Origin of the sequence: Collinsella sp. WCA1-178-WT-3 (M1) (genome assembly GCF_009696325.1) — a bacterium.
Taxonomy (GTDB): Bacteria; Actinomycetota; Coriobacteriia; order Coriobacteriales; family Coriobacteriaceae; genus Collinsella.
Genome location: NZ_VUME01000002.1, coordinates 1 through 12,052, shown reverse-complemented (window position 1 = coordinate 12,052; position 12,052 = coordinate 1). Strand labels below are relative to the sequence as shown.

Sequence of the window (12,052 nt, the reverse complement as noted above, 5' to 3'; positions counted from 1 at the left end):
GCAACGCTACAAGCGCTCCGCCACGCGGATTTTGGCTGATCTCGCCCGAGGGTTGCGCGCAACCTCATCGGGTTGGGCAACCAAGGGTTTGCGGGTGATGACCTTGAGTATCGGCACGTTGCCGCACACGCACACCGGAATCTCCGGCGGACACGTGCACCCCTGGCTCATCTCCTTAAAGTGGTTCTTTACGATACGGTCCTCGAGCGAGTGATACGAGATGACGCAGATGCGTCCGCCCGGGTTGAGCCACCTGGTGGCGGCGTCAAGTCCTCTCTCGAGCACATCGAGTTCATGATTGACCTCGATGCGAATGGCCTGGAAACTTTTCTTGGCCGGGTGTCCGCCATGCCGACGAGCGGCAGCCGGAATGCCAGCCTTGATGATCTCGACAAACTGACCGGTGGTTTCAATCGGTTCGGACTCGCGTCGACGCACGATCTCGCGTGCGATCTGCGAGGCGAACTTCTCTTCGCCATAGACGCGTAGAATCCGGGCGAGGTCGTGTTCGTTATAGGTGTTGATGACCTCAGCTGCGTTTAGGGTGTTGTTACCCGGATCCATCCGCATGTCCAATGGGGCATCTTCGTTATACGAAAAGCCCCTGCCAGGGATATCGAGTTGCGGTGACGAAACGCCCAAGTCGAACAGGAAGCCATCGACCCCGGGCACCTCGGCCGAGCAAAGCAGCTCGTCCAAGTCGCCAAAGTTGCCCTTCAGCAGCTGATGCGGGACGCCGGGGACCTCGCGGTCCAGACGGGCACCAGCGGCCTCGAGGGCCATGTCGTCCTGATCGACGCCAAGCAAAAGACCCGTCTCCCCCACCTGCGCGGCCATCTTTACCGAATGACCGGCACCGCCAAGGGTGCAATCGCAGACGACAGATCCGCTCTTTAGCTGCAGCGACTCAAGCACTTCGCCGAGCATGACAGGTTCATGCCGATATTCTTGTGTCAAGATCCCACGCTCCATCCGTTACTCATGCCTTGCCCTTACGAGAAGAAGAGGTCCAGCAGAGCCTCATCGTCATCGTCCTCATCGGCCGTAGCACGGTCCCAAACCTCGAGGTGGTCGTAGTTGCCCACAACCGTGACCTCGCGGTCGAGGTTCGCCTGCTTGCGGAGAGACTCAGAAAGACCGATACGACCGGCGCTGTCCACATCCATCGAGGTGGTGCGCTTGTTGATCGCCCTCATGAGTTTCTGGTCGTTGATGTCACGCGGGTTAAAACCCTCGTGGCCCTCACGACCCGCGAAGAGTCCTTCGACCCACTTATCGAAGGCCTCGGCAGAGAACACGTACAGAGCATCGACATCCAGGGCTTTGAACACGCGAACATGCTCTCCAAGCTCCTCGCGAAGGGGTGCAGGCAGGGACAGACGACCTTTTGCATCGAGATTGCGCTCGTATGCACCCGTCATTCCCATGTGCGCCCTCCCCTCGGTTACTCAGATGGCACGTACGCGGGGAACCACCCCGCCTGTCGACGTCATTAATAATATGGGGAACTGCCCCATTTTTCAACATCTTTCCCCACACCTTCCCCCACAACACCCCACCACTCCACCCTCTATATGCTGTAAAACACCCTCGTTCATATGTTCGAAAACACAACATGTTGTGTTTACAGCAAAGCCGGGATGCCATCTGTAGCAGCCCGGCTTTCAACTTCAACCTTCAAGTTGACCTTGAGGCGAATTTTGTGTCCCTTTACGCGCCGTTCACATCGCCCCCCAAACTTCCCCACCAACGTCACGCGCGACCCACCGGCGCATCGGCGCAAGACAAAAGATGGGGCGGACCCCAGATTGCCGATACGCGCACAAAACCGCGTCACGACAACCTGGGGTCCGTCCCCCATTAGTTGTAAATATGCAGGTCAAAGAGTCGCTAGCGATGCGCCAACGGATGAGCCGCCAGGTAGACCTCGGTCAGCTGCGTGCGGTCGACATGCGTGTAGACCTGTGTGGTCGAAATGTCGGCATGTCCCAAAATCTCCTGTAGCACGCGCAGGTCGGCACCGCCCGCAAGCATATGGGTCGCAAAGGAGTGACGCAAGGTATGAGGATGAAGTCCCACCAGTCCCACCTGACGCCCGTATCGCTCGCATATGACATGAACACTCTGACGTGACAGGCGACCACCGTTCTTATTTAAAAAGACTGCCGGTGTCTTTGACCCGCGGGCATGGGCGGCCAGGCGCCGACGCCCATCAGCAATATATTGAGCCATAGCCCGTGCGGCACTTCCCACGAGTGGGGCAAGCCGCTCCTTCGAGCCCTTGCCGCGCACCAGCACAAAGCCGTCGTCAAAATGAACATCGCCCACATCGAGCCCCACCAACTCGCTCACGCGCAGGCCACATCCATAGAGCACTTCCAAAATGGCATGGTCCCGCAAACCCATCTCCCCTTCCGGGAAATCTTGGTCGAGGAGCGCCGAGACATCCCCTACCGAGAGACACTCCGGAAGGCGCTCCGCCTTTTTGGGCAGGCGCAGTGCAGCCGTCGGGTTTTGGGCGACGATCCCATCGCGAACCAAAAAGGCATGCAAACCTTTCACGGCCGCAACTGCACGCTCCACCGAGGCATCGGAGTAGCCCCCGTCGCGCCGATCACCGACAAAACCCTCTATTATCTGACGGTTCACGCCTTCAAAGGACTCAACACCGACCCGCTCCAGGTAGGAACAGTAAGTCGTCAAGTCACGACGATATGCCGCGATCGTATTGCGCGCCAAGCCTCGCTCGACCGCAAGGTAATCAAGATACTCCCCCGTCACCGTATCGAGCAACGAGGGAGTATCTTCGGTATGTCTTTCGTTCGCTGACACCCTTAGTCCGTCGCGAGGTTCATGGGCGTCACCTGCAGGCGATCGACACCCTCGTGCTGGCCAATCGAGGCGCGCACGAACTCGCGGAACAGAGGCTGCGGCTTGGTCGGACGGCTCTTAAACTCGGGGTGGGCCTGGGTGGCCACATACCACGGATGCACGTCACGCGGCAGCTCGACCATCTCGACCAGACGCTCGTCAGGCGAAAGACCCGAGATAACCAAACCCGCGTCCTCGAGCTGGTCGCGGAAGGCATTGTTGAACTCAAAGCGATGACGGTGGCGCTCATAGACAAGCTCCTCGCCATAGGCCTCGCGCGCAAGGGTATCGGCGGCGAGCTTGCACGGATAGGCGCCCAGGCGCATGGTGCCGCCCTTCTCGGTCACGTCCTCCTGCGAGCTCATCAGGTCAATTACGCTAAACGGACCGTCCGGATCGAACTCGGAGGAGCTAGCGCCGGCAAGGCCGACCACGTTGCGGGCAAACTCGCACACGGCGACCTGCATGCCCAGACAAATGCCCAGATACGGAATCTTATGCTCGCGAGCAAACTCGGCAGCAAGAATCTTGCCCTCCAGGGCACGCTTGCCAAAGCCGCCGGGCACCAAAATGCCCGATGCGTCGCCCAGCACCTCGGAGACGTTCTGCTCGTCGAGGCTCTCGCCGTCGACCAGCTGCACGTCCACATGACGATCATAGAAAACGCCTGCATGATGCAGGGCCTCGATAACCGACAGGTAGGCATCGGGAAGCTGGGTATACTTGCCCACAACGGCGATCTTGACCTTGTCGGCATGGTGGTTGGCATGATTCTGTTTGCGCAGGAACTCGTTCCACTCGCTCATGTCGCGCTCGCGCGGGTCCAAGCCCAGGCGCTCGCAAATGCGCAGGTCAAAGTCCTGCTCGGCGAGCAGCTGCGGCACATCGTAAATACTCGCGCAATCTTCGTTGGTAAAGACGCAGTCGGTATCGACGTCGCAGAAGCTTGCGATCTTGCCACGGATGGCATCGTCGATATGGTGATCAGAACGCAGCACAATGATGTCGGGCTGAATGCCAAAGCTGCGAAGCTCCTTGACCGAATGCTGCGTGGGCTTGGTCTTGACCTCGTGCGCGGCGGCGATATAGGGGACGAGCGACACGTGGATGTAGCAGACGTTTTCGGGACCGGCCTCTTTACGATACTGGCGGATGGCCTCCACGAACGGCTGCGACTCGATATCGCCAATCGTGCCGCCCAGCTCGGTGATGACCACGTCGGAACCGGTCTGCTCCTCGATGCGGCGGAACTTATCCTTAATGGCGTTGGTGACGTGCGGAATCACCTGAACGGTGCCGCCTAAAAAGTCACCGCGACGCTCGCGGGCAATCAGGCTCTTGTAGATAGCGCCGGTCGTAAAGTTGGAATCACGGGTAAGATTCTCGTCAATAAAGCGCTCATAATGGCCCAGGTCCAGGTCGGACTCGTAGCCATCCTCGGTCACGAAGACCTCACCATGCTGAAACGGGCTCATGGTGCCGGGGTCGACGTTCAGATACGGGTCGGCCTTCTGCATCGTCACCTTGTAGCCGCGTGACTTGAGCAGACGGCCCAACGAGGCCGCGGTGATGCCCTTACCCAAGGACGAAACTACGCCGCCGGTTACAAACACATGCTTGGTCATATTGAATTACCTGCGCTTCCCGTAGAAGTTTTCCATTCACATCTTACGGGTCTTCATTGTAATACTCGAAAAGCAAGCCGCTCGCTATTTTTCACCCGCATGCCCGCATTTCTCCATCTCGAAACAAAACACCGCCCAAGTAGCTTTGGGCGGTGCAGGTTCGTCGAAACTGCCGTGTTGTTACCGATCGGCAGTCTCATCCTTCAACATATCTTGAACAAGCATGCCGGCACGAACACCCTTAAGGTACCACTCGCCTCGCCCGGTCAGGCATATGCCGTTTGCAAGCTGGCCGCCATCATCGTTATAACGAGAAACGACCTCGATAAGGCCATCAGAATCCAAACGGTCGATTGCAGCGCGGGCACGATACGGCGAAACCCCTACGCACTCGGAGAGTGTCTTGCGCGAGAAACCGTACGGCACACCGTTTCCCTTAGATTGCCGAGCGATCTCCATCAGCACCAGCACCTCGACACGCTTCATATCGTTGACACTCGCACGACCCTTGCCCGCCATGGCAGCCTCCTCAAACCGAGCACGAGCATCAAAAGCACCGCGCATGACCGGCGCATCCCTCGATGGCCGGCAACATCCATCATGGGTAGCCCCGCAAAGGATGTATCCACTGAGGTAATTGTATACCGCGCAAATCGCTTTTGGGCAGGTAAACGGCCTAAATTTCGGCAAATATAGGGCTCTTCGGTGGTTTCTGTGGGAGAGATTCCGGCATAGGCCCAGCTCAGCGGGCGAAAACAACGATCTGGAACTGAAACGGCCCCGGGAGGGGCCGTTTCCGCGTCATCCGCCTATGATTGCTAAGCCAAATTCAGACAACCGAAGAGGTGTGACGCATGAAGAGTCTACTACTTCTCGCCCTCGGTCTGGCCCGCACGGTCGTCCTGGGCGCGCGCATCGAGGCCGAGCGCATCGTCGTGAGCGTCCGGCCCTACAAGCGCGAGCAGCGCCGCTGCCCCGTATGCGGCAGGGCCTGCGACTTCTACGACATGGCGAACCGCGGGGCCCCCAGGCTGTGGAGGGCGATGGACCTGGCGCGCTCGGCCTGCTACCTGGAGTACGCGCCCTGCAGGGTGCGCTGCCCGGAGCACGGCGTGCGCACCGAGGCCGTCCCCTGGGCGCGGCACGGGGCGCGCTTCACGCGCGACTTCGAGGACTGGGTGGCGTGGCTGGCGGTCCGCTGCACCGCCTCGGCGGTCTCCGAGCTCGCCCGCGTCGAGTGGCACAGCGTGGGCGGCGTGTGCAGGCGCGTCTACGCCGAGCTGGAGGCCGCGCGCGGCGCCTCGAGGTTCGACGGCGTGCGCCGCATCGGCATCGACGAGACGTCGTACAAGAAGGGCCACAAGTACGTCACGGTGGTCGTCGACCACGACCGCGGCTGCCTCATCTGGGCGCACGAGGGCACCGGCAAGGACGTGCTCAACCTGTTCCTCGACGAGCTCACGCGCGAGCAGAGGCGCGCCATAGAGGTGGTGACCGCCGACGGCGCGAGGTGGATAAGGCAGCTGGTCAAGCGCCGCTGCCCCAACGCGAGGTGGGTCATGGACCCCTTCCACGTGGTCCAGTGGATGAACGACGCGCTCGACGCCGTGCGCTGCGAGGAGTGGAACGCCGCCAGGGCCGCCGCCAGGGCCGCCAGGCCCAGGCCCGAGGGCAAGCGCGGCAGGCCTGCCAAAGGCGAGCTGCCGCCCGAGGAGGTCAGGGCGCTCGAGGAGGAGGCGGCCTCCATCAAGGGCAGCCGCTACGCGCTCGTGAAGAACCCCGAGGACCTCACCGACGGCCAGAGGGCGAGGCTCGAGGCGCTCAAGAAGAGGGCCGGCTCGCGGCTGGTCAGGGCCTGGGAGCTCAAGGAGGACCTGCGGGCCGTCTTCCGGGCAGCCGACGGCTCCGAGGCCGCCGAGCTGCTCGACGACTGGATGCACAGGGCCGCCTACTGCAAGATCGCCAAGGTCGTCGCCGTGGAGAAGAAGGTGCGCCGCCGGCGCGACGACATCATCGCCGCAGTCGAGCTCGGCATCAGCAACGGGCGCGTAGAGGCCATCAACAACAAGATCAAGGTGGCGGTGAGGATGGGCTACGGCTTCCGCAACACCGACAACCTCGTGGCCCTGCTCATGCTCAGGTGCGGCGACTGCCAGCCCCAGCTCCCGGGTCGCCCGGTGAAGGCGAGGAAGAAGGGCGTGAAGGGAGCGAAGAGCGTTGCTGCCTAGGCTAGCCCCTTGTCACACAAACTACCGAAGCCTCAAATATAGCCCTAAAACCCCCTAAGCGCCGCATCGGGTGCGCACTCCGATGCGGCGTCTCATCTCAATCTTAGCGATGGAAGAAGCCGCGGCGCTCAAACTTGGGCTCACAGCACACGTTAATGCCCAGCTTGCGCAGCACCGTCTCGTCCGTAGGCGAGATAATCACGCTAAAGAAGGCGTCGCAGCCGCGCAGCTGCTCAAGACCCGAAAGAACACGAGTAGCTGTCTCGCTCGTGGCCGAGGTGATAGAGAGCGCCATGAGCGTCTCGTCGGTGTGGAGACGCGGGTTTTTGCTGCCAAGGAAATGCGTCTTGAGCTTGCTGATAGGCTCAATCGCCTCATCGCTGATGACCTCGAGCTCAAGATCGACGCCCGAAACATGCTTAAGCGCGTTCATGATGAGCGAGCTCGCGGCACCCAGACGCGTTGAGGTCTTTCCGGTCACTACCGAACCGTCCGGCATCACCATGGCACCCACGGGACCGCCCGTCAGTTGCTCCCTGGTGAGAGCAGCCGAGCGTGCCGGCGAATAGTTCTTGTCGATGCCGGCTTTTTTCATAATGAGTTTGAGACGGTCGACCTGCTCATCGCCCACGCCAGTACGGCGCACGCTTTCAACCGCGGCAAAATAGCGGCGCACGATCTCCATCTTGGAGGCATCTCGGCATGCATCGTCATCGGTAATGGCAAAACCGACCATATTGACGCCCATGTCCGTGGGGCTCTGATAGGGGCTCTCGCCCAAGATCTTTTCCATGAGGGCGCGAACAACCGGGAACGCCTCAACGTCTCGGTTGTAGTTGACCGTGGTCTTGTTGTATGCCTCAAGGTGGAACGAGTCGATGATGTTGGCGTCATCGAGGTCTGCCGTGGCAGCCTCATAGGCAATGTTCACCGGATGCGTGAGGGGGAGATTCCAGACCGGGAAGGTCTCAAACTTGGCATAGCCGGCAGCGGTGCCATGCTTGTGCTCGTGATACAGCTGCGACAGGCAGGTGGCGAGCTTACCCGAGCCAGGGCCGGGCGCCGTCACGACAACGAGCGGACGCGTGGTCTCGACAAACTCGTTCTTGCCGTAGCCTTCATCAGAAACGATCAGGTCGACATCGTGCGGATAGCCCTCGATGGGATAGTGCAGCTTGGCGGGAATGCCGAGCGCGTTTAGACGATTGCGGAAGACGTCGGCAGCGGGCTGACCGGCATACTGCGTGATAACCACAGCGGCAACGGCAAATCCGTTCCCGCGGAACAGATCGACCAGACGCAGGACGTCCTCGTCATAGGTAATGCCCAAGTCGCCACGGGCTTTGTTCTTCTCGATATGGTTCGCATTGATTGCGATGATGACCTCGACGTCGTCGGCAATGCTCTTGAGCATGCGGAACTTGCTGTCCGGTTCAAAACCCGGCAGCACGCGGCTCGCATGATAGTCATCGAACAGCTTGCCGCCAAACTCCAAATACAGCTTGCCGCCAAACTGCGAGATGCGCTCCTTAATGTGAGCAGCCTGCAGCTCGATATACTTCGCGTTGTCGAAACCCTGGCGCATGTATGGCTCCCGTCCCGTTTTCATTTAATGTCCTAGGCGATTATAGCGGAGCAGACCCTCCCCCACCGACGAGGCCGGGGCAGCTAATTTGGGACGGGGCTTTTTTGACTACCCTTTATGTGGGGGTAGTCAAAAAAGCCCCGTCCCAAATTAGCTGCCCCAAACGCACTTCCCCTGCACCAACAATGGCAACATCGCAGGTTGAGCATAAGTCAGACACGGGCGCCAGAGCGAGCAAGCTGACGTGAAAGAGGAGGGCATACACCTTTTGGCAATGCCCGACGATTGAACGTCAGATTGCCGCTCTGGCGGGCTTGCAGCGTCGACCGGTTCCGGCGTTCGGCAAAACGCCGGAACATAAGAGCGCCCCCTCCCGCGCACGGAACGGGAGGGGGCTAAAGGTAGGAGTCTACCGGTGGGTTGACCCCACCGGACAGACGATGACCAAGTGATCCTCTACAGGATCGTCAAGGTTTCCGTGGGGCACCCGTTGGGTACTTAGATCAACACGCAGGCGACGGTCAGGATGATGGCGCAGACGACGGAGAGAACGACGATGAGCTTAAGGGCAAACTTGAGCCAGGTCGTCCACTCGATCTTGGCCAGGGCGAGACCGCCCATGATGGCACCGGAGGTCGGGGTGAACAGGTTCACGACACCGATGGCGGCGGAGAAGATCATGACCATGACCTCGGGCGAGAAGCCGAGCTTAACAGCCAGCGGTCCCATGATGGGCATGGAGACGGTAGCCATACCAGAGGTCGACGGGATCAGGAAGGACAGGCCGAAGTAGACCAGGAAGCTCATGGGAGCGAAGATCACGCCGGACAGACCAGCCAGGGCACTGGCGGCAGCGTCGAGGACGTAGACGTCGAGACCGGTGTTGGCCATGAGGACGGAGATGCCACGGGCGAGGGCGATGACGAGAACAACGGACATCATGTCGGCAGCGCCGGTGATGAAGGTGTTAACGATCTGCTTCTCGGACAGGCCACCGATGATACCGATCAGGATAGCCATGAGGAAGAACCAGGTGGAAGCCTCGTCGAAGTACCACTGGCCAATGGGCAGGCCGGTGATCAGGGCAGACCAGCCCTGGACGACGGTGTTACCGTCGGCATCGTAGACAGCGCCAGCGTCAAAGAAGTTGGCAACGCCCTCGTTGAGGTCGGCCAGCGGAATGAAGCCGACGATCATGACGACGAAGGTGAAGGCAAAGGCGATCAGAACACCCTTCTGACGACCGGTGAGCTTGACCTCCTTGTTAACCTCGGAAGCAGCCTTGCCGTGAGCCTCTTCGGCGTCCTTGAGCTCCTGCATCGACAGGATGGTGGAACCCTTGTCAGCCTTGACCTTCTTGGCATAGCCCATGACGAAGAAGATGGAAATGGCCGTGGTAACAATCCACAGGACGGCACCGAGGCCGATGATGATGGACTGGTTGACCTCAATGCCAACGCCGGTCAGAGCGTCGACGGCAGCGCCGACGGCGAACGGGTTAACCGTGGAGCCCAGGCAGCCGCAGCCAGCGCCGAGCAGGACGGTAGCGGCGCCGACCATGGGGTCGAAGCCGGCAGCCATCATGGTAGCGGCGAGCAGGGCGTAGAAGGGAACGGTCTCCTCGCACATACCATAGGTGGTACCACCGAGGGAGAAGATGAGCATAAGGACAGGAACGAGCATGATCTCGTTGCCCTTAAGCTTCTGCACCAGAACGGCGATGCCGTTGTCCAGAGCGCCAGTCTCGGTCATCATACCGAGGAAGCCGCCCAGGATCATAACGAAGAGGCAGACGGGCAGAGCGTCAGCGAAGCCCAGGATCGGGGCGGTGCAGAAATCGCTCAGACGGGCTGCAGTAACAGCGCCGCCGGACGTGCCGGAGACGATAACGGTAATCACTGCAACAATTGCCAGCAGAGCTAGAAGAATGGTGAACGATGAAGGCATACCGCGCTTTTTCTTAGCGGTCTCAGTCATAGTTCTCATCCCCCCTTCATAAATCATTTAACTTTCTCGCGCGAAGCGGATCTTCCGTGCCGTGCCCACCGCCCGACGCAAGATATTTACCAGACAAACCGCTCGGGGTGTGCAGCAATACACCCCGAGCGAAATGCTTAGAGGCTCTTACTTGAGCGTTGCGTACATGACAGCCTTGATGGTGTGCATGCGGTTCTCGGCCTCGTCGAAAACCTTGGAAGCGGGGCTCTCGAAGACCTCGTCGGTGACCTCCTGCTCGGTAATGCCGAACTGCTCGCACTTCTCGGCGCCAATCGTGGTGTTGGTGTCGTGGAAGCTGGGCAGGCAGTGCAGGAAGATGGCACCCGGGTTGGCCATAGCCATGACCTCGGAGGTGACACGATACGGGGTGAGCTGAGCGATGCGCTCGGCCCAAACCTCGTCAGGCTCGCCCATGGAGACCCACACGTCGGTGTAGATAACGTCGGCACCGGTGACGCCGTCCTTGACGTCGGTGGTCAGCTTGATGGTGCAGTCGTTAGCCTCGGCGATAGGCTTGCAGGCCTCGATGACGTCGTCAGCGGGCATGCACTCCTCGGGGCCACAGGCCACGAAATTCATGCCGAGCTTGGAGCAGACAACCATGAGGGAGCGAGCAACGTTGTTCTTGCAGTCGCCCATGAAGACGAGGGTCTTGCCCTTGATGTCGTAGTTGAAGTTCTCCTGGACGGTCAGGATGTCGGCGAGCATCTGGGTGGGATGCCACTCAGTGGTCAGGCCGTTCCACACGGGCACGCCGGACTTAGCGGCGAGCTCCTCGACGTCGTCCTGGGCAAAACCACGGAACTCGATGCCGTCATACATGCGGCCGAGAACGCGGGCGGTGTCCTCGATGGACTCCTTCTTGCCCATCTGCGACGAACCCGGATCGAGGTAGGTGACGCCCATGCCCAGATCCATGCCGCCGACCTCGAAGGCGCAGCGGGTACGAGTGGAGGTCTTCTGGAAGAGCAGAACGATGTTCTTGCCCTCGAGATAGCGATGCGGAACGCCAGCGCGCTTCATGTCCTTGAAGTTCTTGGAGAGCTTGAGCAGGTACTCGATCTCCTCAGTGGTAAGGTCGAGGAGCTTGAGGAAGCTACGGCCGGAGAGGTTAACACCCATGGTTCGTTTCCTTTCGAAAAATGAATTACGCAAGTATTCGTGTTGCCCGTTTGACGGGCAAAACCGGTGCGGTTGTAGGGGGACCGCACCGGAAACGGAAAGACTTAGAGGTCCTCGCGCCAGAAGGGCATGCTCATGCAGCGCGGGCCGCCACGGCCGCGGGAGAGCTCGGCGGAGGGCACGACGAGAAGGTCCAGGCCCTCCTTGTACAGCACGTCGTTGGTGACGGTGTTGCGGGCGTAGACGCAGATCTTGCCGGGCTCGACGCACAGGGTGTTGGAGCCGTCGTTCCACTGCTCGCGGGAGGCCGCGATCGGGTCGCCGCCGCCGCAGGGGATCAGCTTGACCTGGTCGACGCCGGTGGCGTCCTCCAGGACGTGCTCGAGGGTGTCCTCGATCAGGCGGATGTTCACGTCGCCCGGGTTCTTGCCGGCGGTCAGCTCGTAGACGCGCAGGGTGCCCATGATGGCGGGGTGGATCGTGAACTTATCGACGTCGATCTGGGTGAAGACCGTGTCGAGGTGCATGAAGGCGCGCGAGACCGGGATGTCGAAGGCCAGGATGCGCTCGACCTTGGAGTCGGAGTTCCAGAAGATGTTCTGGGCCATGACGTCGATAGCGGC

10 protein-coding genes are annotated in these 12,052 nt (G+C 60.4%); 1 reads left to right on the top strand and 9 read right to left on the bottom strand.

Going from position 1 to position 12,052, the window contains the following annotated elements:
- Nucleotides 1-6 precede the first annotated feature (6 nt).
- From rsmH to FYJ40_RS01715, 5 genes are all read right to left on the bottom strand, one after another.
- Nucleotides 7-972, bottom strand: a complete 966-nt coding sequence (rsmH, locus tag FYJ40_RS01735) for a 16S rRNA (cytosine(1402)-N(4))-methyltransferase RsmH (RefSeq protein ID WP_154515233.1) — start codon at nt 970-972, stop codon at nt 7-9.
- A 20-nt stretch (nt 973-992) separates the two neighbouring features.
- Nucleotides 993-1,427: a division/cell wall cluster transcriptional repressor MraZ gene (locus FYJ40_RS01730; protein WP_035137949.1), complete on the bottom strand. Its 435-nt coding sequence runs from the start codon at nt 1,425-1,427 to the stop codon at nt 993-995.
- Nucleotides 1,428-1,890: 463 nt separating this feature from the next.
- Nucleotides 1,891-2,832 (bottom strand): site-specific tyrosine recombinase XerD, encoded by a 942-nt coding sequence (xerD, locus tag FYJ40_RS01725; protein ID WP_370450556.1) that lies wholly within the window; start codon nt 2,830-2,832, stop codon nt 1,891-1,893.
- A 2-nt stretch (nt 2,833-2,834) separates the two neighbouring features.
- Nucleotides 2,835-4,496 (bottom strand): CTP synthase, encoded by a 1,662-nt coding sequence (locus FYJ40_RS01720; protein WP_154515231.1) that lies wholly within the window; start codon nt 4,494-4,496, stop codon nt 2,835-2,837.
- Between the two features lie 180 nt (nt 4,497-4,676).
- Nucleotides 4,677-5,060, bottom strand: a complete 384-nt coding sequence (locus FYJ40_RS01715; protein ID WP_154515229.1) for a hypothetical protein — start codon at nt 5,058-5,060, stop codon at nt 4,677-4,679.
- A gap of 290 nt (nt 5,061-5,350) precedes the next feature.
- On the opposite strand from FYJ40_RS01715, the gene FYJ40_RS01710 reads away from it, so the two are divergent.
- Complete coding sequence (locus FYJ40_RS01710; RefSeq protein WP_052241581.1) at nt 5,351-6,724, top strand: ISL3 family transposase; 1,374 nt, start codon at nt 5,351-5,353, stop codon at nt 6,722-6,724.
- A 103-nt stretch (nt 6,725-6,827) separates the two neighbouring features.
- On the opposite strand, the gene FYJ40_RS01705 is transcribed toward FYJ40_RS01710, so the two are convergent.
- From FYJ40_RS01705 to FYJ40_RS01690, 4 genes are all read right to left on the bottom strand, one after another.
- Nucleotides 6,828-8,309 (bottom strand): DUF1846 domain-containing protein, encoded by a 1,482-nt coding sequence (locus FYJ40_RS01705; RefSeq protein ID WP_154515227.1) that lies wholly within the window; start codon nt 8,307-8,309, stop codon nt 6,828-6,830.
- 498 nt (nt 8,310-8,807) lie between these two features.
- Nucleotides 8,808-10,295, bottom strand: a complete 1,488-nt coding sequence (locus FYJ40_RS01700) for a YfcC family protein (protein ID WP_370450555.1) — start codon at nt 10,293-10,295, stop codon at nt 8,808-8,810.
- A gap of 138 nt (nt 10,296-10,433) precedes the next feature.
- A complete protein-coding gene (argF, locus tag FYJ40_RS01695; protein ID WP_154515223.1) occupies nt 10,434-11,429 on the bottom strand; it encodes an ornithine carbamoyltransferase in 996 nt (331 codons plus the stop codon).
- 104 nt (nt 11,430-11,533) lie between these two features.
- Nucleotides 11,534-12,052 (bottom strand): arginine deiminase family protein (locus FYJ40_RS01690; RefSeq protein WP_229770621.1); only part of this gene is annotated, 519 nt, incomplete at its 5' end.

Coding starts and splice junctions, on each gene's coding strand:
- rsmH (WP_154515233.1), bottom strand. CDS start 972: ATGGAGCGTGGGATCTTGACACAAGAATATCGGCATGAACCTGTCATG.
- FYJ40_RS01715 (WP_154515229.1), bottom strand. CDS start 5,060: ATGCGCGGTGCTTTTGATGCTCGTGCTCGGTTTGAGGAGGCTGCCATG.
- FYJ40_RS01720 (WP_154515231.1), bottom strand. CDS start 4,496: ATGACCAAGCATGTGTTTGTAACCGGCGGCGTAGTTTCGTCCTTGGGT.
- FYJ40_RS01700 (WP_370450555.1), bottom strand. CDS start 10,295: ATGAGAACTATGACTGAGACCGCTAAGAAAAAGCGCGGTATGCCTTCA.
- FYJ40_RS01710 (WP_052241581.1), top strand. CDS start 5,351: ATGAAGAGTCTACTACTTCTCGCCCTCGGTCTGGCCCGCACGGTCGTC.
- argF (WP_154515223.1), bottom strand. CDS start 11,429: ATGGGTGTTAACCTCTCCGGCCGTAGCTTCCTCAAGCTCCTCGACCTT.
- FYJ40_RS01705 (WP_154515227.1), bottom strand. CDS start 8,309: ATGCGCCAGGGTTTCGACAACGCGAAGTATATCGAGCTGCAGGCTGCT.
- FYJ40_RS01730 (WP_035137949.1), bottom strand. CDS start 1,427: ATGGGAATGACGGGTGCATACGAGCGCAATCTCGATGCAAAAGGTCGT.